General features: G+C 41.9%; 20 protein-coding genes and 4 pseudogenes. All 24 read left to right on the top strand.

Translation table 11 applies throughout. The features are described from left to right. Nucleotides 1–41 precede the first annotated feature (41 nt). Complete coding sequence (gene yajC, locus JCM10991_RS06375; protein WP_023860573.1) at nucleotides 42–437, top strand: preprotein translocase subunit YajC; 396 nt, start codon at nucleotides 42–44, stop codon at nucleotides 435–437. A gap of 48 nt (nucleotides 438–485) precedes the next feature. After that, nucleotides 486–1,058, top strand: a complete 573-nt coding sequence (locus JCM10991_RS06370) for a sugar O-acetyltransferase (protein ID WP_023860572.1) — start codon at nucleotides 486–488, stop codon at nucleotides 1,056–1,058. Nucleotides 1,059–1,758: 700 nt separating this feature from the next. Further along, nucleotides 1,759–2,195 (top strand): annotated as a pseudogene (gene fabZ / locus JCM10991_RS12935) (3-hydroxyacyl-ACP dehydratase FabZ). 83 nt (nucleotides 2,196–2,278) lie between these two features. Next, complete coding sequence (locus tag JCM10991_RS06355; protein WP_023860570.1) at nucleotides 2,279–2,719, top strand: MarR family winged helix-turn-helix transcriptional regulator; 441 nt, start codon at nucleotides 2,279–2,281, stop codon at nucleotides 2,717–2,719. Between the two features lie 15 nt (nucleotides 2,720–2,734). Next, a pseudogene (locus JCM10991_RS12930) lies at nucleotides 2,735–3,711 on the top strand (beta-ketoacyl-ACP synthase III). A gap of 41 nt (nucleotides 3,712–3,752) precedes the next feature. Then, a complete protein-coding gene (locus JCM10991_RS06345) occupies nucleotides 3,753–3,995 on the top strand; it encodes an acyl carrier protein (protein ID WP_023860568.1) in 243 nt (80 codons plus the stop codon). Nucleotides 3,996–4,014: 19 nt separating this feature from the next. Continuing rightward, entirely contained in the window at nucleotides 4,015–4,953 is a 939-nt protein-coding gene (locus JCM10991_RS06340; RefSeq protein WP_023860567.1) for an ACP S-malonyltransferase, read from the top strand. Between the two features lie 2 nt (nucleotides 4,954–4,955). Continuing rightward, the gene (gene fabG, locus JCM10991_RS06335) at nucleotides 4,956–5,687 is read left to right on the top strand and encodes a 3-oxoacyl-[acyl-carrier-protein] reductase (protein ID WP_025020885.1); all 732 of its coding nucleotides are present in this window, start codon (nucleotides 4,956–4,958) and stop codon (nucleotides 5,685–5,687) included. Between the two features lie 9 nt (nucleotides 5,688–5,696). Beyond that, complete coding sequence (gene fabF, locus JCM10991_RS06330; protein ID WP_023860565.1) at nucleotides 5,697–6,932, top strand: beta-ketoacyl-ACP synthase II; 1,236 nt, start codon at nucleotides 5,697–5,699, stop codon at nucleotides 6,930–6,932. Further along, nucleotides 6,932–7,390, top strand: coding sequence for an acetyl-CoA carboxylase biotin carboxyl carrier protein (gene accB / locus JCM10991_RS06325; protein WP_023860564.1), 459 nt, complete (start codon nucleotides 6,932–6,934; stop codon nucleotides 7,388–7,390). The genes fabF and accB overlap by 1 nt, the downstream gene beginning before the upstream one ends. A gap of 2 nt (nucleotides 7,391–7,392) precedes the next feature. After that, a complete protein-coding gene (gene fabZ / locus JCM10991_RS06320) occupies nucleotides 7,393–7,818 on the top strand; it encodes a 3-hydroxyacyl-ACP dehydratase FabZ (protein ID WP_023860563.1) in 426 nt (141 codons plus the stop codon). Nucleotides 7,819–7,837: 19 nt separating this feature from the next. Continuing rightward, complete coding sequence (gene accC / locus JCM10991_RS06315; RefSeq protein ID WP_023860562.1) at nucleotides 7,838–9,214, top strand: acetyl-CoA carboxylase biotin carboxylase subunit; 1,377 nt, start codon at nucleotides 7,838–7,840, stop codon at nucleotides 9,212–9,214. Next, the gene (accD, locus tag JCM10991_RS16130; RefSeq protein ID WP_023860561.1) at nucleotides 9,201–10,049 is read left to right on the top strand and encodes an acetyl-CoA carboxylase, carboxyltransferase subunit beta; all 849 of its coding nucleotides are present in this window, start codon (nucleotides 9,201–9,203) and stop codon (nucleotides 10,047–10,049) included. The genes accC and accD overlap by 14 nt, the downstream gene beginning before the upstream one ends. Then, the gene (gene accA / locus JCM10991_RS16125) at nucleotides 10,049–10,855 is read left to right on the top strand and encodes an acetyl-CoA carboxylase carboxyltransferase subunit alpha (RefSeq protein WP_023860560.1); all 807 of its coding nucleotides are present in this window, start codon (nucleotides 10,049–10,051) and stop codon (nucleotides 10,853–10,855) included. Before accD ends, accA begins: the two co-directional genes overlap by 1 nt. Before the next feature lie 16 nt (nucleotides 10,856–10,871). After that, the gene (gene fabI / locus JCM10991_RS06300) at nucleotides 10,872–11,636 is read left to right on the top strand and encodes an enoyl-ACP reductase FabI (RefSeq protein ID WP_025020884.1); all 765 of its coding nucleotides are present in this window, start codon (nucleotides 10,872–10,874) and stop codon (nucleotides 11,634–11,636) included. A gap of 130 nt (nucleotides 11,637–11,766) precedes the next feature. Then, nucleotides 11,767–14,075, top strand: a pseudogene (gene pcrA, locus JCM10991_RS12925) (DNA helicase PcrA). Nucleotides 14,076–14,087: 12 nt separating this feature from the next. Further along, nucleotides 14,088–16,103, top strand: coding sequence for an NAD-dependent DNA ligase LigA (ligA, locus tag JCM10991_RS06290; protein WP_025020883.1), 2,016 nt, complete (start codon nucleotides 14,088–14,090; stop codon nucleotides 16,101–16,103). Next, nucleotides 16,100–17,263, top strand: coding sequence for a CamS family sex pheromone protein (locus tag JCM10991_RS06285; protein ID WP_025020882.1), 1,164 nt, complete (start codon nucleotides 16,100–16,102; stop codon nucleotides 17,261–17,263). Before ligA ends, JCM10991_RS06285 begins: the two co-directional genes overlap by 4 nt. A gap of 57 nt (nucleotides 17,264–17,320) precedes the next feature. Next, nucleotides 17,321–17,623 carry an Asp-tRNA(Asn)/Glu-tRNA(Gln) amidotransferase subunit GatC gene (gatC, locus tag JCM10991_RS06280; RefSeq protein WP_023860555.1) on the top strand — a complete coding sequence of 101 codons (303 nt, stop codon included), beginning with the start codon at nucleotides 17,321–17,323 and terminating at the stop codon, nucleotides 17,621–17,623. 2 nt (nucleotides 17,624–17,625) lie between these two features. Further along, nucleotides 17,626–19,078: pseudogene (gene gatA, locus JCM10991_RS12920) on the top strand (Asp-tRNA(Asn)/Glu-tRNA(Gln) amidotransferase subunit GatA). Between the two features lies 1 nt (nucleotide 19,079). Next, nucleotides 19,080–20,513 carry an Asp-tRNA(Asn)/Glu-tRNA(Gln) amidotransferase subunit GatB gene (gene gatB / locus JCM10991_RS06270; protein WP_025020881.1) on the top strand — a complete coding sequence of 478 codons (1,434 nt, stop codon included), beginning with the start codon at nucleotides 19,080–19,082 and terminating at the stop codon, nucleotides 20,511–20,513. A gap of 50 nt (nucleotides 20,514–20,563) precedes the next feature. Beyond that, a complete protein-coding gene (locus tag JCM10991_RS06265; RefSeq protein ID WP_025020880.1) occupies nucleotides 20,564–21,577 on the top strand; it encodes a diacylglycerol kinase in 1,014 nt (337 codons plus the stop codon). Nucleotides 21,578–21,620: 43 nt separating this feature from the next. Next, nucleotides 21,621–22,997: a 23S rRNA (uracil(1939)-C(5))-methyltransferase RlmD gene (rlmD, locus tag JCM10991_RS06260; RefSeq protein WP_025020879.1), complete on the top strand. Its 1,377-nt coding sequence runs from the start codon at nucleotides 21,621–21,623 to the stop codon at nucleotides 22,995–22,997. Nucleotides 22,998–23,312: 315 nt separating this feature from the next. Then, entirely contained in the window at nucleotides 23,313–23,576 is a 264-nt protein-coding gene (locus JCM10991_RS06250) for a hypothetical protein (protein WP_023860549.1), read from the top strand. Nucleotides 23,577–23,612: the final 36 nt, after the last annotated feature.

Genomic DNA, 23,612 nt, shown 5'->3' with positions numbered 1-23,612 from the left:
CTTATAGGTAAAAATATGAACTATTTACGCAGGAGGAAATTATGTTTTTAGCAGCTCAAGGAAATCCAACTTACTCAATCTTGCTTTTTGCGGGGATGATTGTTTTGATGTACTTTACCATCTTACGCCCTCAAAAAAAGCAACAGCAACAACGTCAGGAAATGATGAACGGTATGAAGCGTGGTGATCGCGTGATTACTATCGGTGGTCTACACGGGGTAATTGATGAAATTAATAACGAAGACAAGACGGTAACCCTTGATTGCGAAGGTGTTTACTTGGTTTTCAATGCCAACGCTATCGGTAAGGTTTTACCACGTACCGAAGAAGCTAAGGTAGCAGCTGTTCCACAAACTGATGCTACAGATGAAACGTCTAAAGCTAGTGAGGAAGAAACTAGTGTCATAGCTGAAGACAAAACAGAAGAAGACAAATAAACTGAGAAAGTTGGGGCAACCCGGCTTTTTTGTTTTGAAGGTGAAAGTATGGAAAAAGCAGCGATTAAACGGGTTCAAGCCATTACTAATGGAGGACAACTGTATGATGACTTCAATCCAGAAATTGATCAAGCACGGCGGGAGTCATTTGAAAAATGTCGACGTTATAACAATTTGATTATCCAAAAAAATGAATACCATCCAGAAATTTTAGCGGACTATTTTGGATATTTTGGTCAAGAAATACGGATTGAACCCAATTTTTTAACTGAATTTGGCTTTAATCTCCATTTAGGAGACCGGGTGACCATAATGCATGATGTTAAAATTATCGATTGTGCTCCGGTAATCATTGGTCCGGATGTGACCATTGGCCCGAATTGTGGTCTTTACACGGCTAGCCACGCTGAAAATCCTATTCTGCGTGCAGCTCATTATTGTTATGAAAAGCCGATTACCATTGGTTCTAATGTTAGTCTGGGTGCGAGTGTAACCGTCTGTCCAGGGGCTAAAATTGGAGCTAATACCATCATTGGTGCCGGTGCAATCGTTGTGGGGGAAATTCCCGCTAATGTCGTTGCGGCCGGTAATCCTTGTCGTGTTATTCGGAAAATAGGTTAGAGCCAAAAAATGTAAAAAAGTGGCTTTAGGAATTTTTTTGATAAATTAGTATTGGCTAGACTAGACAAAAAGATAAAATCTTGGCCGAAAATATTTAAATAATCCTGTCTTGACTTAAAGATAGGGTGTTTTTATTTGGGTTAATTTTTAATGTGAAAATAATAAAAATTTTGTAATCAAATTGATTTGAAAGAAAATAATAGCAAAACAGTTGTAGTATATATTATTTATTGGTTATTAAAGCATAAATAAAAAAGATGTAGGTAAAAATTTGATGGAACAAAATAGGAGGTTTGCGTGGTGCTAGTTGATTTAAGAATAAAAACGTTGCTATATCAATATTTATTAAAGATACAACCTAATTTCTGGCACATACTTGGTTATAAACTAATAGAATATGGCGAAGTTTAAGGGTACCTTTTGCTTAATGAAAAACAGAAATGCCCTAATATCACTGATTATGTCAATGATACTTAACTAGCACCACGCACAGGAGGTAACATCTTTTATATCAATTTAAAATAAGTTTGAACATTGAAATGTTTTGAATCAAAAAAATAAAAAAATATAAATTTAGTCATTGAAATTTAAGGGATTAAAGGCCTAGGTTGACATCTACTATGACTTATAATATTATTTGAACATCGAATAGTTTGATATTCGAAATAAAAATAATAGTGAGGTGACAAGTGTGAAAATTATGGATGCCCAGGAAATCATGGCTTTGATTCCGAACCGTTATCCTATCATTTACATTGACTATGTTGATGAACTTAATCCCGGTAAGAGAATTGTGGCGACCAAGAATGTGACAATTAACGAATCATTTTTTGAAGGTCACTTCCCAGGAAATCCAGTGATGCCAGGAGCTTTAATCATTGAACTTTGGCACAAGCTGCGTCAATTTTAATTTTGAAATCCCCTGAATTTATGGGAAAAACGGCTTACCTTGGGGCGGTTAAGAATGCAAAATTTCGTCAAATGGTTAAACCTGGTGATGTCTTAAAGCTCGAGATTACCATGGAAAAGGTGAAAGCTAACATGGGAATTGTTGAAACGGCGGCACTTGTTGAGGGAAAAAAGGTCTGCACCGCTCAATTGATGTTTATCGTGGAAAATCGCGACGCAAAGATTTAGCTCGGTAGGTGACTTATTTTCGGAGTATTATTGTTTTGATTTCAAACCATTTATTTTGAGGAAAATAAAGGACGGTAGATTATATGAGTAGACGCGAACAAGAGATTAATGACTCTTTGGTTCGAATTTATACCGGCATCATGTGGATTGAAGAAAATGAGTTACGCAAGAGTAAGTTCAGCGACCTAACCATGAAGGAAATGCACGCGATTCATGAAATCAGCATGTATGATCAAAAATCCGCATCACAAGTTGCCAAAGGATTACACTTGACGCCAGGAACACTAACCTCCACCATCAATCGCTTGGAAAAGAAAGGCTATGTGAAGCGGATTCGTTCTGAATCCGATCGCCGAGTGATTCGCCTAGGATTAACGAAGAAGGGGCGTATTATTTATCGCTCACATGAAGCCTTTCACAATATGATGGTGAAAAGTTTCTTGAAGGATCTTAATCAAAATGAAATCGCGATTATTGAACGCGCTTTACATAACTTAGAGGGATTCTTGAAGGAACATTCTTAAGTTAGGGAGTTACGGATGAAAAAGATTAAATTTCGGGCAAGTAGCCACTATGTCCCAGAAAAAATCGTCACCAATGATGACCTGGCCCAAATTATGGATACCTCGGATGAGTGGATTCAAAAGCGGACCGGTATTAAACAAAGACACATCAGTCAAGGCGAAAATACTGCTGATTTGTCCGTTAAGGTGGCTCTCGATCTCTTAGCAAAAAGCGGTCTTTCTGCCAAAGAGATTGATTTAATTATTGTGGCAACTATGTCACCAGAAGCCTATACCCCGTCAACCGCAGCCTAGTACAAGGTGAAATTGGGGCAAGTAAAGCTTTTGCCTTTGATATTTCTGCGGCATGCTCAGGTTACATCTATGCCTTAGAAATGGCGAGTGCTTACCTGGCGAGTGGTCAAGCAAAGCGGGTAATGGTACTCGGTGGGGAAGTCTTGTCCAAGATTATTGATTGGCAAGACCGGGCTACGGCGGTACTTTTTGGTGACGGTGCCGGTGGGGCGATTTTAGAAATTGATTCTGATGGAACTTCAGCCTTTCTGGCTTCGGATTTAGCCACTTACGGTCAAGACGGTCAAAGTTTGACGGCCGGGATTACTCCTGCGTTAACGAGCTTCCCAGCTAACGGGGAGCACAAATTTAGTTCTTTTGCAATGGATGGTCATGCGGTGTATTCGTTTGCGACCAGGGAAGTGCCTAAATCCATTCAACGGGCTTGTGATAAAGCCCAACTTGCTGTGAGTGACATTGATTATTTTGTCCTCCATCAAGCCAACGCCCGGATTATTAAATCTGTGGCCAAAAAAATGCAATTACCAATCGAAAAGTTCCCCATTAATATTGACCGCTATGGCAATACTTCGGCGGCCAGTGAACCTATTTTGTTTGATGAATTAGTCCAAGCCGGAAAAATTAAGCCAGGGAGCTTGGTAGCTTTGAGTGGCTTTGGTGGGGGCTTGACGGTCGGGACTCAAATTATTAGATACTAAAAAATAAAAAAATCATTTATTGATAGAGGAGATATATTATCATGACAGAACAAGAAATTTTTGACAAAGTAAAAGAAATCGCTGTTGACCAATTAGACGTTGAAGAAGATGCTGTGACTATGACAGCTGATATCAAAGAAGACTTAGATGCTGACTCATTAGATGTTTTCGAAATCATGAATGAACTTGAAGATGAATTAGATATCAAGTTGGAAGCTGATGAAAATGTGAAGACCATCGGTGACGTGGTTAACTACGTTAAGAAGGAACTCGACGCCCAATAATTAAGGGAGGCACCCACTGATGAAACTGGGAATTTTGTTTTCGGGTCAAGGGGCGCAATATAGTGGCATGGGGTTGGACTTTTATGCACAAGATCAACTCTTTGCCCAAAAGATTGATGAAGCTAGCCAAATTACGGGCTTGGATCTCGTCAAGATTTTCAAAAATGAAAATGCCGAACTTGACCAAACGCTCAATGTTCAACCGGCCTTAGTAGCTATGTCATTGGGAATTTATGCCATGTTGAAGCGTGACTTTCCAGACTTACCCGTGGTTGGGATGACTGGCCTTTCTTTAGGTGAATATTCGGCTTTGCACGCTAGTGGGATGTTAAGCTTTGCTGACACGATGGCGGTTTTAAAGGACCGCGCCCAATACATGCAAGCTGATGCCGATGCGAAAGAAAGTATGATGTTCGCCTTACTCGGACCGGATGTGACTTTGGTGGAACAAATTTGTGCGGAAATTTCAACTCCCGAAGAACCGGTTGCGATTGCCAATTATAATTCAAAAAAGCAAGTCGTAATCGGAGGGAGTCCAGTGGCTGTAACAGCAGCCAGTGAACAATTACAAAATGCCGGGGCAGCTAAAAAAGTGGTGCCGTTAAAGGTAAGCGGGGCTTTTCACACCCCGCTTTTTCAAAATTCAAGTCAAAAATTGGCGCAACGTTTTGAAGGCGTAACCTTTAACGAACCAAGTGTGACCGTCATGTCAAATACAACCGCTCAACCTTTAAAAGCGGTAGAAGCGGCCCAAGTGATGGCCAAACAGGTTTGCCAACCCACGCATTTTGCTGATTGTGCGGCCGGTTTAATTACAGCTGGCGCAGATACCTTTTTGGAAATTGGTCCAGGTCAAACTTTGGTAAAATTTGCCAAGGTAGTTGATCGGAAGGCCCAACGTTTCAACATTGAAAAGATGGAAGATTACAAAGCTTTTTGTGAAGCTATGCGAGGTTAAAAATGGATTTACAAGGGAAAAATGTCTTTGTCTCAGGTTCCTCACGTGGAATTGGCTTAGCTGTTGCTAAGAAGTTTGCCCAATCCGGAGCCAACATCGTCTTAAACGCACGGAAGGAAATTCCGGCGGAGGTGCTAGCGGAAATTGAAAGTTACGGGGGCAAGGTTTTTGTCAGCTTAGGTGATATTTCCAGTGTTGACGATGTAAAACGCATGCTTAAAGAATCCTGGAAGGAATTTGATGGGATTGACGTTTTAATTAACAATGCCGGGATTACCAACGATAAATTGTTAATCGGGATGAAACCCGCAGATTTTGAAAGTGTAATTAACGTTAACTTAAACGGGACTTTCATGATGACGCAAGCCTTCTTAAAGAAGATGTACAAGCAAAAGAGCGGTGTAATTATCAACATAGCTAGTGTGATTGGTTTGCACGGGAACATTGGCCAAGCTAACTACGCTGCTGCCAAGGCGGGGGTTATTGGTTTAACCAAATCCGTGGCCAAAGAAGGTGCTTTGCGTGGAATTCGTTGTAATGCAATTGCTCCGGGGATGATTGTTTCTGATATGACCGATGTCTTAAGTGACAAGGTGAAAGAAGACATCTTAGCCGGAATTCCTTTACAACGTTTCGGCAAGGTTGATGAAGTGGCTTCTGCTGCTTTATTCTTGGCGCAAAATGACTATGTGACAGGACAAGTCTTAACAGTTGATGGTGGAATGACCATCTAGGAGGATTTTATGACAAGAGTAGTAATTACAGGGATGGGGATAGTTGCCCCAATTGGTAATGACACCAAGACTTTTGTGGAGAATTTATTTAAAGGTCAATTAGGAATTGCTCCTATTACCAAATTTGATGCAAGTGAAACGGGAATTACCGTCGCAGGTGAAGTTAAAGATTTTGATCCTAACGAACGGGTTGGAAAAAAAGCAGCTAAACGGATGGATCTCTTTTCACAATATGCAGTTCATACAGCTTTAGAAGCTTTGGAACAAGCTGGCATCAATGAAGAAAATACCGACCCTTATGATATGGGGGTTATCATTGGTTCAGGGATTGGTGGTTTAACAACTATTCAAGAACAAGTTATTAAGATGCATGAAAAAGGCCCTCGTCGGGTTTCACCAATGTTTGTGCCGACCGCCATTGCCAATATGGCAGCCGGTAATGTGGCGATGCGTGCCAATGCTAAAAATATCTGTACTTCCGTGGTGACAGCTTGTGCTTCGGCAACTAATGCTATTGGAGAAGCCTACCGGCAAATTAAGGAAGGTCGTGCCCAAGTAATGTTAGCTGGGGGAGCAGAAGCGTCGGTTAATGAAATCGGAATTGCTGGCTTTGCTTCCTTAACAGCTTTATCGACCCAAGAAGACCCAACGAAAGCCTCTCTTCCTTTTGACAAGGAACGTTCTGGTTTCGTCTTAGGTGAAGGGGCCGCAACTTTAGTTTTGGAAAGTGAAGAACATGCCAAGGATCGCGGGGCGCAGATTTTAGGTGAAGTGGTCGGCTACGGTGCAACTTGTGATGCCTACCACATTACTTCCCCAGACCCAAGTGGTGAAGGGGCGGCTCGCGCTATGCAACAAGCTATCAAGGAAGCTGGGATTACCCCTGCAGAAGTTGATTACATCAACGCTCATGGGACAGCTACTCACGCTAACGATGCTGGCGAATCTAAAGCGATTAACATAGTTTTTGGTGAAGACAGTAACGTCTTAGTTTCTTCAACTAAGTCCATGACTGGTCACTTATTGGGGGCCGCTGGGGCCATTGAAGCCGTTGCGACGGTGGCAGCTTTACAAAACGGTGTGGTACCGCCAAACATTGGTTTAGAAAACCAAGATGATGAATGCCAAGTAAATGTGGTTGCTGATTTAAATCACCATGCTGACTTGCAATACGCTATCAGTAACTCCTTAGGTTTTGGTGGTCACAATGCAGTCGTGGCCTTTAAGAAATGGAGTGACGATTAATGGATTTCGCAGAAGTAAAGAGCATCATGGAAGGTTTTAATAATTCCGATATGCGAGAATTAGAAATTACCACTGATGGCTTTCATTTGCGCTTAAGCAAAAACGAAAATCCGACACCGCAAGCTTCTTTGGTAGCGACACCAGTGGCAGAAGCCAGCGTGCCTGTTGCTACTCCAGCACCTGCACCAGCAGAAGTTGGAAAAGAAAAGGTAGTCGGGACTTTCATTAAGGCTCCTATGGTCGGTTCGATTTATTTACAATCTAAGCCCGACCGTCCAGCCTATGTTTCAGTAGGTAGTAGGGTTAACAAGGGCGATGTGGTTTGCATCATTGAAGCAATGAAGATGATGACTGAAATCAAGTCCGAAGTTAGTGGTGTAATTGAAGAAGTTTTAGTGGAAAATGAACAGTTGGTCGAATTTGATCAACCATTATTCAGAGTAAATACGGAGGCATAAAGATGGCTTTAGATGTAACAGAAATTCAAAAGATTATTCCGCACCGTTACCCCATGCTACTAATTGACCGAGTAGAAGAATTAGAACCTGGTAAGCGTGCAGTAGCTAAGCGTAACGTGACTGCTCATGAACAGGTATTCAATGGTCATTTTCCGGGTAACCCAGTTTTACCAGGGGTTTTAATTGTAGAAGCCATGGCACAAACTGGGGCGGTTGCCTTACTTTCTTTAGATGAATTTAAAGGCAAAACAGCATACTTTGGAGGCATTAAGTCTGCCAAATTTAGAAAAGTTGTGCGTCCTGGGGACACCTTGATGATTGAAGTAACCTTAGAGAAGATTCGTGGTAACATTGGGGTCGGTAAGGCCGTAGCCAAAGTCGATGGCAAGAAGGCATGTAATGCCGAGTTGACTTTCATTATCGAATAAGTAGAAAGTAGGTTAAACGATGTTTTCAAAAGTGTTAGTAGCGAATCGGGGCGAAATTGCTGTCCGGATTATCCGCTCCTTAAAGGAGTTAGGAATTCAATCAGTGGCGATCTATTCGACTGCTGACAAGGAAAGCCTCCATGTTCAGTTGGCCGATGAAGCAGTCTGTGTTGGGACGGCCCGTCCCCAAGACTCCTACTTAAATATGCAAAATATTTTGGCAGCAGCTGTCGGTACCGGTGCTCAGGCGATTCATCCCGGGTTTGGTTTTCTCTCTGAAAATAGTCGCTTTGTTGAAATGTGTGAAGCCTGTGGGCTGACCTTTATTGGACCTAAGTCTCAAACTATTGATTTGATGGGAAATAAGGCCAATGCGCGTTTACAAATGCAAAAAAGTAATGTGCCTGTTATTCCGGGTAGCGAAGGCTTTTTGCCCGATGCAACGGCTGCGGAGTTAGTCGCTGAACGAGTTGGTTACCCGGTTTTGTTGAAGGCTGCCGCCGGTGGTGGTGGTAAGGGAATTCGGCGTGTCAACGATGCTAGTCAAATTACCCAAGCCTTCGAAGAAGCTCAACAAGAAGCGCAAAATGCCTTCGGGGATAACCGGATGTACCTGGAAAAAATCATGGAAAATGTAAAACATATTGAAGTGCAGGTTTTCCGGGATGCCAAGGGTCACACGGTTTACTTCCCTGAGCGTGATTGTTCTGTGCAAAGAAGCAAACAAAAGATGATTGAAGAAAGTCCGTGTGCCTTGATTAGCCCAGACCAAAGGCAGGAACTTGGTGAAATTGCGGTTCGGGCTACCCAGGCGATTGATTATCTTAATACCGGGACGATTGAATTTTTGATGGATCAAGACCATAATTTTTATTTCATGGAAATGAATACGCGAATTCAAGTTGAGCACACTGTGACCGAAATGGTAACAGGAATTGACTTAGTCAAAGCTCAAGTTCGGGTAGCGGCAGGAGAAGATTTACCTTTTGTCCAAGAAGATATTCAGTTACATGGTCATGCTATTGAATGTCGAATTAATGCAGAAGATCCTGCTAAAGGTTTTATGCCTTCCGTCGGGGATGTTAAGTACCTCTACTTCCCAGTCGGAAATCTAGGAATGCGGATTGATTCCGATCTTTATGCCGGGGTGAAAATTTCGCCATTTTATGACTCCATGGTAGCTAAGGTGATAGCCTTAGGCCATGATCGTCATGAAGCTGTCGAAAAGGTCAAGCGTTTGTTAGAAGAAATGGTGATTATGGGAATTACTACTAATCAGAGTTTCTATCATGATATCTTAAATGACGACGGCTTTATTTCTGGTGAAGTGACGACAGATTACTTGGAAAAGATATTTCTCCCCAAGTGGAAAGGTATAGAAGATGCAACTGTTTGATGAATTAAAAAACATCGGCCAAAAACGAATCAAAGCCAACAAGGCGGCTGAAAAAAAGGTTCCTGAAGGAATGTGGATTTCTTGTCCTAAATGTCACCAATCCTTTTACCACAAAGATTTAGGTACTTATAAGGACTGTCCAACTTGTGGTTATGGCTTCCGAATCGGGGCTTACGAACGATTGGAATGGTTAGTTGATGATTACAGTGAAATGGATACTAACATTTCCACAGTGGATCCTTTGAACTTCCCTGGTTATCAAGAAAAATTAGCTCAAGCTAAGGAAAAAACCAAGTTAAATGATTCGGTTTGGACGGGGATAGCTCACATTAAGAAGCAAAAATTTGCCCTAGGAATTATGGATTCAAAGTTTATTATGGGTTCTTTAGGGACGATTACTGGGGAAAAATTAACCCGGCTTTTTGAAAAGGCAACTAAGGAAGAATTGCCAGTTGTACTTTTTACCGCTTCAGGCGGGGCGCGAATGCAGGAAGGGATTTTTTCCCTTATGCAAATGGCGAAGGTTTCTCAAGCAGTGAAAGCTCATGCTAATGCAGGCTTATTTTACTTAGTAGTTTTAACTGACCCGACAACTGGGGGAGTAACAGCTTCTTTTGCCATGCAAGGAGATATCATTTTATCTGAGCCACGAGCCTTAGTGGGATTTGCTGGTAAACGGGTAATTGAACAAACCATTCACCAAAAAGTTCCCGAAGACCTTCAAGATGCTGAAACAGTACTTAAAGAAGGTTTTATCGATGCCATTGTTTCACGTCCAAAGTTAAAAGAAACCATTGCCCGCTTACTTGAATTAAATCAGAAAAGAGGGAAATAATGCGGAATTTTTTTGAAAAGAAGCCTAGAGAAAAAGTCGAAAAAACTGCCCAAGAAATTGTGATGGCGGCGCGCTCCGAAGAAAAAATCAGCACCAAAGAATTGATTCACGGTTTATTTCCTGATTTTTTTGAACTACATGGCGACCGTAGTGGCGAAGATGATCCGGCTATAATTGCTGGTTTAGCTCAAATTAATAAACAAGCTGTAACTGTAATTGCGACTGATAAAGGTCAAAGTGCCGAGGAAAGAATTGCTAAGCACTTTGGTAGTCCGACACCTAATGGTTATCGTAAGGCCATTAGGTTGATGAAGCAAGCTGAAAAATTTGGGCGCCCAGTAGTAACCCTAATTAACACCGCCGGTGCCTATCCTGGACGCACGGCGGAAGAAGGTGGTCAAGGTGAAGCTATTGCCCAAAGCCTTCTGACTTTAAGCGATTTAGCTGTACCGGTGATTGCAATTATCATTGGCGAAGGTGGAAGTGGCGGAGCTTTAGCTTTAGCATTGGCTGACCGGGTGTACATGCTAGAAAATAGTATGTATACTGTCCTTTCACCGGAAGGTTTTGCTTCAATCTTGTGGAAAGATGCCAGTCGAGCAGCAGAAGCAGCGGAAGTGATGCAGGTAACTCCAAGTGCTTTATTGAGACAAAAAATCATTGATGGCATTATTGAAGAACCAAATTCACACCGCAAAGTGGTTAAAAACATTGAAAAAGTTCTTGAAGAAGAATTGTTAGCTTTAAATAAGCTATCAGTAACAAGTTTGGTGCAGAGACGACAAAATCGTTTTCGTAAATTCTAATTTGGAGGGAAAAATCATGGGAAATTTACTTGAAGGTAAAACTATTTTGGTTATGGGGGTGGCTAACAAGCGTTCAATCGCTTGGGGGTGCGCCCAACAAATGTTAGACCAAGGGGCAAACTTGGTTTTTACTTACCAAAATGAACGGCTTAAAAAGAGTTTAGGCAAACTGATTGATGATGAAAATAGCTTAGTAGAATGTGATGTGGCAAGTGATGCTAGCATCGAAGCTGCTTTCACAACTGTTAAGGAACGTTTTGGTCAAGTGGATGGTTTAGTTCACGCGATTGCCTTTGCGCCTAAGGAAGCATTAGAGGGTGACATTATGGATGTTAATCGTGATGCTTATGCGATGGCACAAGATATTTCAGCTTACTCTTTGATTGCTGTTTCTAAATATGCTGCAGAGTTAGAATTATTGAAAAATCCTGCAAGTATTGTAACTTTGAGTTACTTTGGTTCTGAAAGAGCAATCCCTAACTACAACATGATGGGGGTTGCCAAGGCCTCCTTGGAAGCTTCCGTGCGTTACTTAGCGCGTGATATGGCTAAGTTTGGTGTGCGCGTGAACGCTATTTCTGCCGGTGCTATCAAGACTTTAGCTGTGACAGGAATCAAGGGGCATAGCGATCTTTTAAACATGTCAGAAGAAAGAACTGTTGATGGTCACTCCGTAACTCAATTAGAAGTTGGGGGCGCTTGCGCCTTTTTAATGAGTGATTTAGCAACCGGGGTTGTGGGGGACACAATCTATGTTGACAAGGGTGTGCACTTAATTTAATTTTTATTCACGGTCGTCCTAATAAGGGCGGCCATTTTTGTGTCAAAATTATTGGTAAAAGATTCAAATTCCAGCAAGAAGGGAGAAATCTTTGGTATAATAAAAAAGATTACTTAGAAAGGACGGAAGAATGGTGACAAGAGACTTATTAGCGGGAATGAATGATAAACAAGCAGAGGCAGTGGTAACCACTCAAGGGCCACTCTTAGTGATGGCCGGTGCCGGGAGTGGGAAGACGCGGGTTTTAACTCACCGGATTGCTTACTTATTAGAAAATGAAGATGTACGTCCCTGGAATATTTTAGCCATTACCTTTACTAACAAGGCCGCCAAAGAAATGCGGGAAAGAATTGATAACTTGATTCAAGACGAAAGTTCTCAAGAAATTTGGGTGTCAACTTTCCACGCTTTGTGTGTGCGTATCTTACGTCGGGATATTGATAAATTGGGACGGTCCAAGAACTTCAACATTGTCGGAACTAGTGAACAAAAGACCTTGATGAAGCACGTTTTGGAAGAATTGAACATTGACCCAAAGCAATTTGATTCTCGCAGTCTATTAAGTGCGATTTCCAATGCTAAAAATGAATTGATTGCGCCTGAAGATTATGTGGCCAGTTCCAATTCACCTTTTGAACAAAATGTCGCCAAGGCTTATGCTTTGTATCAAGCTAAATTATTAGAAAACCAAGCCATGGACTTTGATGATTTGATTATGGAAACTACTAAACTCTTCCACCAAAATCCAGAAGTCTTGGATTTCTATCAAAGAAAGTTCCACTATATTCACGTCGATGAATACCAAGATACCAACGAAGCTCAATACCAATTAGTGAAGATGCTTGCCCAAGGTTACCGTAACTTATGTGTTGTGGGGGACGCTGACCAAAGTATCTACGGTTGGCGGGGAGCAACATGGAAAATATCTTGAACTTTGAAAAAGACTACCCTGATGCAGCGGTGATTAAGCTGGAACAAAATTACCGTTCTACTAAGACTATCTTGGCTGCGGCTAATGCGGTGATTGAAAATAACCAAAATCGCCGTGATAAAACTTTGTGGACGGAAAATGCTCAAGGGGCTAAGATTCACTATTATCGTGGTCAAAGCGCCAATGACGAAGCCTACTATGTGTTGAAACAAATCAAAGAACAAGAAAACGAGGGTAAAAACTATGGTGATATTGCCATCTTGTATCGGACCAATGCCCAATCGCGGACAATTGAAGAAGCCTTGATTAAGGCTAATATCCCTTACAAGTTAATCGGGGCGCATCGTTTCTACGAACGAAAAGAAATCATGGACATCTTGGCATATCTCCGTTTAGCCGCTAATCCTCGCGATTCGATTTCCTTTGAACGAGTGGTAAACGAACCTAAACGTGGGATTGGGGCGACGTCTTTAGCCAAGTTACAAAATTACGCTAATATGTACGGGCTGTCCTTGCTAGAAGCGGCTCAAGATGTGATGATGGCTGATATCCGTGGCAAGGCTGCCGGTGCCTTAGAAAACTTTGCCAAGCTAATTATGCAACTACACGCCTTGACCAACTCTGGGGTTTCCATTACAGAAATTACCCAAAAAGCTTTGGAGTGGTCTGGTTACCGTCAAAGCTTAGTGGAATCTAAGAAACCTGAAGATGAAAGTCGCTTGGAAAACTTAGATGAATTTATGACTGTTACCCAACAATTCGACAAGACTTGGCAACCGGCTGAGGAAGATAGTGTTCCTTTGACGGACTTCTTGGCAGACTTAGCTTTAGTTTCCGACCAAGACCAAGTCGAAGAAGAACCAAACGAGGTAACCCTGATGACCTTACATGCTGCCAAAGGGTTGGAATTTCCTGTTGTCTTTTTGATGGGGATGGAAGAAGGAATTTTCCCATTGTCACGGGCCAGCGTCGATGAAAACGAACTGGAAGAAGAGCGGCGCTTGGCTTACGTGGGAATTACCCGGGCTATGGAAGAGCTCTACCTGACCAACGCCTTTAGCCGCATGTTATATGGTCGTAGCCAAACCAATCCTGAATCCCGCTTTATTCAAGAAATTGACCAAGACTTAATCAAGAGTGATAATGCGGGTTTTGAAGAGGCTATTTCGAATCGGGTTTCCAGCTTTGGAGCTCGTCTGGATGCCAGTCGCCAACAAAGAGCCAATGTACCGAGTTTCAAGCAAGGTCGTAGTCTTTCTTTTGCGGAAAGAATGGCCCAAAAGCGCCAAAATACCCAACCGAAAGTACCAGTGACTTCTGGTCCCAGTGCTAACCAAGCTAATAATGACCAAGCTTGGACGGTCGGTACTAAAGTTATGCATAAAAAGTGGGGCTTAGGAACGATTGTCAAGGTTTCTGGCGGTAAGGATGTTGAATTAGACGTGGCCTTTAAGGAACAAGGTATCAAGCGACTCTTAGCGGCTTACGCACCGATTGAACGAGTTTAGAAAGGAAATAAGATGGAAGCACAAGTACGGCAAGAAATGCAGGCTTTAATCAGCAAACTTAACACCTGGAGTCAGGAATACTATGTAAACGACCAACCAACGGTGGAAGATTATGTTTATGATGAAGCCTATGCCAAGTTACTCAAACTAGAAGCTGATTATCCTGACTTAAAACAAGCCGACTCTCCTACTAACCGTGTGGGAGGCAAGGTTTTAGATGGCTTTGCTAAGGTCGACCATGAAATTCCTATGTTATCTTTAGGGGATGTTTTCTCCAAGGCAGAATTGGCAGAATTTACCCAAAAGTTAGCGGAAAATGTCGGTCAAGATTTGGCTTACAATTGTGAATTAAAAATCGATGGTTTGGCTATTTCCTTGACTTATGAAAAGGGTAAATTTATCAAGGGCTCAACGCGGGGAAATGGTTTAATAGGTGAAGATATCACTGAAAATCTCAAAACCATCAAGGCTATTCCTTTGACTTTGAAGGAACCCGTGTCGGTCGAAGTTCGTGGGGAATGTTATATGCCAAAGGATTCTTTTGTGAAATTGAACCAAGCTCGTGAACAAGAAGGCTTGCCGGTCTTTGCTAATCCTCGGAACGCGGCCGCGGGTTCTTTACGGCAATTAGATTCTAAGATTACGGCTCAAAGAAACCTTAGCGTATTCTTATACTATGTCATGGAACCGGAAAAGTTTGGCATCACAACTCAAGCTCAAGCCTTAAAACAAATGCAAGCTTGGGGGTTGAAAGTGGATGAACACGCCCACCTGGCCACCAGCCAAGCTGAAATTGATGCCTACATCGACCAATACCACGATCAAAGGCAAGAATTGGCTTATGAAATTGACGGGATTGTGCTTAAGGCCAATGACTTAACTACGCAAAAAATTGTGGGTAATACAGTCAAGGTACCGCGCTGGGCCATTGCTTACAAGTTTCCACCTGATGAGGAAGAAACAGTTGTCAGAGATATTGAGTGGACAGTAGGGCGTACGGGAGTAGTAACTCCAACGGCAGTTATGGATCCGGTAACTTTAGCTGGGACTACGGTAGCACGGGCTTCTCTTCATAATCCAGACTATCTTCAACAAAAAGATATTCGCCTAGGTGATACGGTCAAGCTTCACAAGGCTGGCGATATTATCCCAGAAATTTCCATGGTAGTCTTAGATAAACGTCCAGCTGATAGTGAAGTTTATGCTATTCCTACGGTTTGTCCGGAATGTGGTTCTGAGCTAGTTCATTTAGATGGTGAAGTTGCCTTACGTTGCTTGAATCCTCACTGTCCGGCGCTAGTTAAGGAATCTTTAGCCCACTTTGCGAGTCGAAATGCCATGAATATTGATGGTTTGGGACCTAAGATTATTGACCGTCTTTTCTCTGCTCATCTAATTCAAGATGTGGCCGACCTCTACTACTTACAAGCCAGCGATTTAGAAGGTATGGATAAGTTTAAAGAAAAATCAATTACTAAGCTATTGACAGCTATTGATAATAGTCGGCATAATTCTATTGAAAGATTAATTTTTGGCCTGGGAATCCGCCACGTCGGCTCTAAAGCCGGTCTCTTATTGGCCCAAAAGTTTAAGTCGATGGACCAATTAATGCTTGCTCAGCCAGAAGAAATTGCGCAAGTTGAAGGTTTAGGGGAAGTTATTGCTCAAAGCGTGGTGACTTATTTCGCTAATGAAGATGTGCAAGCAATTATTGTAAAACTTAAACAGGCTGGTCTCAACATGGATTACCAAGGCTTAGATGAAGCACAACTAGCTACCTTAAATGCGGATAGTCCAGTTAATGGTAAAACCATTGTTTTGACGGGGACTTTTGCTAACTTCAAGCGCTCCGAAGCTAAGACGTGGTTGGAAGCCCATGGTGCCAAGGTGACAGGGTCTGTATCTAAGAAAACTGACGTGTTGATTGCCGGAGAAAAGGCTGGATCAAAATTAACCAAAGCCCAAGAATTGGGTGTTGAGGTATGGAACGATAGTACCTTAACAGAATTAATGGAGGCAAAAAATTGAGAAAATCAAAGAAACTTAAAAGCCTAGTTGTGGTTGGGTTGAGTGTTTTACTACTGACTGCCTGTGGTAATTTAGGCTCTGGGGGGACGACTAACACAACGACAGAAAAAGATTCTAATAGTGGTTACCAAACTACTGGGTCGACTAGTGGTGATAATTACGCAGGGGTCATTGTTAATGGTCGCTATCGGACTAACAAATCTCGGGGAGTCGGTATTGCTCAAAATTCAGATAATTTATACAATTTGAAAAGTTTTGAAAGTGGTTTGACAGAAATTTCTAAAAATGTTTTTTCCACCAAATCTTATGTTTTCCAAGAAGGGCAAATCTTATCGAAATCAACCGTACAAAAGTTGCTTTCCCGCAAGTCTAAGTCTAATAAGATTGGTCTAAACCCAGTGGATAATGGTAAGACTGATCCGAATACCCGAAACCCCATGTATGTTCAACAAATTGAAGAACAAGATTACATGAAAGAAGACGGAGACGGCAAGTTAAGTCTCGCAGGGATGACCATTGGGATTGGGATGAATCGTAAGGATTACTACCAAAAGGAAGAATACGGAGCTACTTATACTTCTACGATTTCGAAAGAAGAAATGGTTGCCCAGGGGAAGAAGGCTGCCCAAGCGGTGCTTGAAAGATTGCGTAGCACCGAAAAAGTACCCGATAATGTGCCAATTGTGATTGCCATGTACCAACAAGCTGAAAATGACAGCTTAGCGGGAGGCGCTTTTTATGCTTACACTGTGGTTAAGAGTGGAGACCAAATTTCTTCTTGGAATAACACAGATTTAGCAACGTATGTCTTCCCAACAGCATCAGATGATGAATCACCTAACAGCAACGATGAAGCAGCTTTTAATTCTTTCAAGAAGCGGATTCAGGGTTTCTTCCCTAATTTAGCTGGGGTGACGGCTCAAGTGCAATACAAGGGTTCTAACTTGCAAGGGATGAAAATTAAGATTACCACCCAATTCTACAGTGAAACAGAAATTAACAGTTTTGCGCAATATGTCACTAAGGCGGCTAAAACTTACCTGCCAAGTGATATTCCAGTAGAAATTACAATCTTGGGTTCCGATGGTGACATGCAAGCTTTAGTCTCCAAGGATAGTGGTGATGATGCTTACTACATGCATGTCTTTTCTAGCTATTAAAATTATTGACAAGATATGTTAAAATTATAAAGAATCTAAAAATAAAGGACGGATAACATGGCAATTACTGCAAATGAAGTCAAGCACGTGGCTTCCTTGGCTAAATTGGAATTTAGCGACCAAGAATTAGAAATGTTCACTGGTCAAATGGATGAAATCATTAACATGGTGCAAGAATTACAGGAAGTTGATACCGAAGGCGTGAAGATGACCAGCACGGTGACAGACGCCATCAATGTTATGCGTGAAGATGTGGCCAAGCCAGGTATGGATCGCGATGTCTTGATGCAAAACGTACCCGAACAAGAAGACGGCTACATTAAGGTACCGGCAATTATTGATGAAAGTGAGGAAGGCTAAGCATGGTCAACTATTTTAGTGAGGATTTAACTAGTTTGCACCAAGGTTTGGTTAATAAGGACTTCTCTGTTGAAGAATTAACTAAGCAAACTTTTGCGACAATTAAAGAACGTGATGAAAAAGTTGAAGCTTTCTTAGCTTTAAATGAAGACAAAGCTTTAGCTAAGGCACGTCAATTAGATCAAGATGGCATTGATGTTAATAATGTTTTAGCTGGGATTCCCATGGGAATCAAGGATAACATTGTGACGGAAGGTTTAACTACGACTGCTGCAAGTAAGATGTTGGCAAACTTCAACCCTATTTACAATGCGACGGTAATGGATAAGTTAAATGCCCAAGATGTGATTACAGTTGGGAAGTTAAATATGGATGAATTCGCCATGGGTGGTTCGACTGAAACGTCCGCTTTCAAGCAAACTAAGAATGCTTGGGATCAAACTAAGGTCCCAGGTGGTTCTTCCGGTGGTTCCGCTGCTGCCGTGGCATCTGGTCAAGTGGTGGCTTCCTTAGGTTCTGATACTGGTGGCTCCATTCGCCAACCAGCTGCCTACAACGGGATTGTCGGGGTTAAGCTACTTACGGGCGGGTATCACGTTTTGGTTTGATCGCTTTTGCTTCTAGTATGGACCAAATCGGACCAATGACGCGGACCGTTAAGGATAATGCTTTGGTCTTGAATGCCATTTCTGGCCACGACAGTCGTGATTTTACTTCCTCCCCTAAGCAAGTCCCTGACTTTAGTAAGGATTTAGACAAGGGTGTTAAAGGTATGAAGATTGCTTTACCAAAGGAATTCTTAGGTGAAGGGGTTCAAGCCGAAGTGAAAGACGCCATCCTAGCTGCTGCTAAGAAGTTTGAAGAGTTAGGTGCTATCGTGGAAGAAGTTTCCTTACCTTACAGCAAGTATGGTTTGCCGGTTTACTATATTATGGCTTCTTCTGAAGCATCTTCAAACTTACAACGTTTCGACGGGATTCGTTACGGTTACCGTGCTGACGATGTTAAGAATTTGGAAGATGTTTACGTGAAGTCCCGTTCTCAAGGTTTTGGGGATGAAGTTAAACGTCGGATTATGTTAGGGACCTTCTCCTTATCTGCCGGAACTTATGACGCTTACTTCAAAAAGGCTGGCCAAGTGCGGACTTTAATCTGTCAAGACTTTGCCCGTATCTTTGAAAAGTATGATTTAATCATGGGACCTACGGCGCCAACACCGGCCTTTGGTTTAGGCGAAGAAACTGACCCTGTGGTAATGTATGCCAACGATATCTTAACGATTCCAGTGAATTTAGCTGGTTTACCAGGGATGAGTTACCAGCTGGCTTTGCTAATGGCTTACCAGTTGGGTTACAATTAATTGCGCCTCACTTCGAAGAAGCTCGCATGTACCAAGCAGGTTTTGCCTTCGAACAAGCCACAGACTTCACTAAGATTCCAGGAGGTTTTGCATAACATGAACTTTGAAACAACAATCGGGTTGGAAGTTCACATTGAAATGAAAACCAACTCAAAAGCTTACTCACCAGCACCAGTGCAATACGGGGCTGAACAAAATACCAATACTAACGTGATTGATTGGGGTTACCCTGGGGTTTTACCACAAGTTAACAAGGGTGCCCTAGAATTGGGAATGCGGGCGGCTTTAGCCTTGCATAGTAATATCACCCAAGATATTCACTTTGACCGCAAGAATTACTTCTACCCAGATAACCCAAAGGCTTACCAAATTACGCAAGCCCAAACCCCGATTGGGACTGATGGTTGGCTAGAAATTGAACTGGAAGACGGTTCTAAAAAGAAAATTGGGATTGAAGAAATGCACGTTGAAGAAGATGCTGGGAAAAACACCCACAATCCTAATGGTTATTCTTACGTCGACTTAAATCGGCAAGGGACACCTTTGATTGAAATTGTGTCTAAGCCTGATATTGCTTCTCCAGATGAAGCATATGCCTACTTGACGCGTTTACGTCAAATTATCCAATTCGCAGGAGTTTCTGATGTGAAGATGGAAGAAGGTTCTATGCGGGTGGACGTGAACATTTCAGTGCGTCCGATTGGATCTAAGGACTTCGGAACTAAGACGGAAATGAAGAATTTAAACTCCTTTGAGCACGTACGTAAGGGGCTTGAATACGAAGCTAAACGTCAGGCCGAAGTTATCATGGCTGGCGGTCGTATTTACCAAGAAACTCGTCGTTTTGACGAAGCTACAGGTAAGACGGAATTAATGCGGGTTAAAGAAGGCAAGAGTGATTACCGTTACTTCCCAGAACCTGATTTGCCACCAATTCATATTGATGATGAATGGATTGAACGCGTCAAGACGGAAATTCCAGAAATGCCTGACAAGCGCCGGGAACGTTATACCACAGAATGGGGCTTACCAGCTTACGATGCAGGTGTCTTGACTCAAACCCCAGAAATGTCTAACTTCTATGATGCGACCGTTGCGGCAGGGGCTGATCCTAAGTTAGCTGCGAACTGGTTGATGGTGGAAGTGAATGCCTATTTGAATGCCGAAAAATTGGAATTAGCTGATACGGCCTTGACACCACAACACTTAGCCCAAATGATTACGTTAATTACGGATGGTACGATCTCATCCAAGATTGCCAAGAAGGTTTTCCAAGAAATCATTAAGAATGACACCGATCCAAAAGCTTATGTGGAAGCTAAAGGCATGGTACAATTGTCTGACCCAGCTAAATTACAACCAATTATTGATGAAATTTTGGACAACAATGCCCAATCAATTGAAGACTTTAAGAATGGTAAAGACCGGGCAGTTGGTTTCTTGGTTGGTCAAATCATGAAACAAACTCGTGGTCAAGCTAACCCTAAAGTTGTGAACCAACTCTTAATGGCTAGTCTGAATGAAAGATAATTAAAAGGCCGAGGAGTTCCTTGGCCTTTTAATTACGAGAGGAAATAATGATGAGAAAACGTTGTCGGATTATTTATAATCCAACCTCCGGGCGTGAAGCAATGAAAAACGACCTGGTGCATATTTTAGATGTTTTAGAAAAAGCAGGTTACGAAACAAGTGCCTTCGCAACGACAGCGGAAGAAAATTCTGCCCAAAATGAAGCTCGTCGTGCAGCTGAAGATGGTTTTGAAGTTATTATTGCGGCTGGCGGAGATGGTACAATTAACGAAGTGGTCAATGGGATTGCTCCCTTGGAAAATCCACCTAAATTGGGCATTTTACCCGCTGGGACTACCAATGATTATGCTCGAGCTTTAAAAATTCCACGAGAAAGTCCATTAGAAGCTGCTAAGGTGATTGCTAATGGTAAGACCATTAAGATGGATATTGGGAAGGCTAACGAACATTATTTCGTTAACATTGCTGCTGGTGGGGTCTTATCTGAAGTGACTTACCGCGTACCATCGGAACTCAAATCCTTGTTCGGTTACTTGGCTTACTTGGTTAAAGGGGCGGAATTACTTCCCCAAATCAAGCCAATTGACCTGCACGTAGAATATGATGATGGAGTTTACGATGGCAAAGCGTCGATGTTTTTCTTAGCTTTGACCAATTCGATTGGAGGTTTTGAACAAATTGTGCCGGATGCTTCCTTGGATGATGGGAAGTTTACCTTGATTTTGGTGAAAACTAGCAATTTAGTCAATATCATGCAATTGATTACCAAAGTTTTAAACGGAAAACATATCGATGACGACCGAATTTTATATGTTAAGTCTAATAAGGTAGTTGTTCAAACCAAGGCAGATGAAGAAATGATGATTAATATCGACGGGGAATATGGTGGTGATACCCCTATGACCTTCGTCGATCTCAAGCAACACTTGGAAATCTTCGCTAATACGGATATGATTGCTGATGATGCCATGTCCCAACAAGAAGAACAAATCCAACACGATGCTAAGGAGCTCTTCGTCAAAAGTGTTGACGAAATGCTCAAGGAACAAGAAAACAAAGATTAAAAAAGGCGGGCCTAATCGCCCGTCTTTTTGTGAAAGGAATTATATGGCAAAAATTAATGCACCCGTTAGAAATAAAGAAGAATTAGAGGTTGAAATTATTGACCTTTCATACCAAGCCATGGGCGTGGCTAAAGTGGATAATTATCCGCTCTTTATTGCCGATACCTTACCGGGTGAAAAGGTCATGGTGAAGGTGACTAAAACTACCAAAAATTTTGGTTATGCGCGGGTTTTAGCCTATCTCAAAAAGAGCCCTGACCGTGTGGAAAATCCTAAGCAAAAATACATGCAAACAGGGATTGCACCTTTAGGGCATCTTAAATATGGGGCTCAATTACAATTCAAGCAAAAGTTAATTCAAGATCTTTTAAAAAAGGCTCATTTGGATCTATCCGTGGACCAAACCTTAGGAATGGAACCGCCATATGGCTATCGTAACAAGGCTCAAGTACCAGTGCGACAAGTTCGTGGTCAGTTAGAAATTGGTTTTTTTAAGCAAAATAGTCATGATTTCTTACCGTTGGAAAACTTCATGATTCAAGATAAACGTATCGATGAAATTCTTCTTGCCGTGAGAGACATCCTGCGTTTTTACCGTACCCCGGCTTACAATGAAGAACATCACAACGGTGTTATCCGTCATATCTTAGTACGGCGAGGATACTACTCTAAGGAAGTCATGGTTGTTTTAGTTACTCGAACTAAGGACCTCCGCCAAGCTAAGGAAATTGCGCAAAAAATTCAAGAGCAATGTCCAGATGTAGTTTCTGTTTTGCATAATATTAATGATAAGAAAACCAATGTTATTTTGGGTCAGGAAACGAGACTTTTAGCTGGTAAAGAAACTATCACCGATACTTTGAATGGTTTATCTTTTGAAATTGGAGCTCAATCTTTCTACCAAGTTAATCCGGTTCAAACTGAAAAACTTTATAATGAAGCTATCAAGCGTGCTGGTCTTACAGGTAACGAAACCGTTATCGATGCTTATTGTGGTATTGGGACGATTTCCTTAAATATGGCCAAGCATGCGAAGAAGGTTTATGGGGTGGAAATCGTTCCGCAAGCTATCAAGGATGCCAAGGAAAATGCTAAGCGCAACTATCTAGCTCATAATACGGAATTTGAAGTCGGGGATGCGGAAAGCTGGATGGCTAAGTGGCAAGCACAAGGTATTAAGCCTGATGTTATCATGGTAGATCCACCAAGAAAAGGTTTGACGGAGAGTCTAATTGAATCCGCCACCCAAATGGCACCAAGAAAGATTGTTTACATTTCATGTAACCCAGCTACTTTGGTCCGTGACCTCCAGCAATTTAAAGACCATGGCTACGAGGTAACTCAACCAATCTTACCCGTTGACCAGTTTCCACAAACTACGCATGTCGAGAGCGTAACGGTTCTTGAGCGGAAAAAGTAGGACGCTAGAAACCGCGCCGTTAAGGCATTTATAAAATCAAAAAATGTGTATCTTTTTGTGACCAGTTTCCACAGATAGATACACCTTTTTTGTATGGAACTGGAAATGTTGATTTAATAGGCTTTGTCCTTAGTGGTGATCAGTTTCCACAGACTACCTGCAAAATTGGCTTAATTTCGGGGCGACCAATTCCCGCAATTAGTGTTGATATGTTCCCGCAGATTGAGTTGATCAATTTCCACAAAGAAAGTGACAGTTTCCTACAGTTAGATGATATAATTACCTATCAACTTATTACTAAAGGGGCAGAGTGATATGAAGAAAAATGATGTTAAGCTACAGACTAAGGTAAACAATGATTTGCGTACTGAACGTGAACAACAGTATAGGCGGATCATTAAAAGGCATCAGGCAGCATGGTTAGTTTTGTTTATTGCCGCAATTGCGCCAACCGACTACTCACTAGCCCATCAATTAATTTGGCTGCACTATATTTTCGTTGCTCTTTTTGCAGCGACTACCATTTCCATGGGCTATTGGTATCATCGGTTAAATCAACTACTTCATCCCAAAAACTGATAAATGAAGACAAAAAACCCAGCCAAATTAGCTGAG

The organism is Ligilactobacillus equi DSM 15833 = JCM 10991 (assembly GCF_000615765.1).
GTDB lineage: Bacteria > Bacillota > Bacilli > Lactobacillales > Lactobacillaceae > Ligilactobacillus > Ligilactobacillus equi.
The sequence above is the reverse complement of the archived record's forward strand: the minus strand, read 5'-3'. Positions and strand labels throughout refer to the sequence as shown.

Bases quoted from the DNA above. Each gene is read 5' to 3' on its own strand.
- JCM10991_RS06250 (WP_023860549.1), top strand. From the start codon at position 23,313: ATGAAGAAAAATGATGTTAAGCTACAGACTAAGGTAAACAATGATTTG.
- accD (WP_023860561.1), top strand. From the start codon at position 9,201: ATGCAACTGTTTGATGAATTAAAAAACATCGGCCAAAAACGAATCAAA.
- JCM10991_RS06340 (WP_023860567.1), top strand. From the start codon at position 4,015: ATGAAACTGGGAATTTTGTTTTCGGGTCAAGGGGCGCAATATAGTGGC.
- gatB (WP_025020881.1), top strand. From the start codon at position 19,080: ATGAACTTTGAAACAACAATCGGGTTGGAAGTTCACATTGAAATGAAA.
- accC (WP_023860562.1), top strand. From the start codon at position 7,838: ATGTTTTCAAAAGTGTTAGTAGCGAATCGGGGCGAAATTGCTGTCCGG.
- fabI (WP_025020884.1), top strand. From the start codon at position 10,872: ATGGGAAATTTACTTGAAGGTAAAACTATTTTGGTTATGGGGGTGGCT.
- fabF (WP_023860565.1), top strand. From the start codon at position 5,697: ATGACAAGAGTAGTAATTACAGGGATGGGGATAGTTGCCCCAATTGGT.
- JCM10991_RS06265 (WP_025020880.1), top strand. From the start codon at position 20,564: ATGAGAAAACGTTGTCGGATTATTTATAATCCAACCTCCGGGCGTGAA.
- gatC (WP_023860555.1), top strand. From the start codon at position 17,321: ATGGCAATTACTGCAAATGAAGTCAAGCACGTGGCTTCCTTGGCTAAA.
- fabZ (WP_023860563.1), top strand. From the start codon at position 7,393: ATGGCTTTAGATGTAACAGAAATTCAAAAGATTATTCCGCACCGTTAC.
- fabG (WP_025020885.1), top strand. From the start codon at position 4,956: ATGGATTTACAAGGGAAAAATGTCTTTGTCTCAGGTTCCTCACGTGGA.
- accB (WP_023860564.1), top strand. From the start codon at position 6,932: ATGGATTTCGCAGAAGTAAAGAGCATCATGGAAGGTTTTAATAATTCC.
- accA (WP_023860560.1), top strand. From the start codon at position 10,049: ATGCGGAATTTTTTTGAAAAGAAGCCTAGAGAAAAAGTCGAAAAAACT.
- rlmD (WP_025020879.1), top strand. From the start codon at position 21,621: ATGGCAAAAATTAATGCACCCGTTAGAAATAAAGAAGAATTAGAGGTT.
- JCM10991_RS06345 (WP_023860568.1), top strand. From the start codon at position 3,753: ATGACAGAACAAGAAATTTTTGACAAAGTAAAAGAAATCGCTGTTGAC.
- yajC (WP_023860573.1), top strand. From the start codon at position 42: ATGTTTTTAGCAGCTCAAGGAAATCCAACTTACTCAATCTTGCTTTTT.
- ligA (WP_025020883.1), top strand. From the start codon at position 14,088: ATGGAAGCACAAGTACGGCAAGAAATGCAGGCTTTAATCAGCAAACTT.
- JCM10991_RS06355 (WP_023860570.1), top strand. From the start codon at position 2,279: ATGAGTAGACGCGAACAAGAGATTAATGACTCTTTGGTTCGAATTTAT.
- JCM10991_RS06370 (WP_023860572.1), top strand. From the start codon at position 486: ATGGAAAAAGCAGCGATTAAACGGGTTCAAGCCATTACTAATGGAGGA.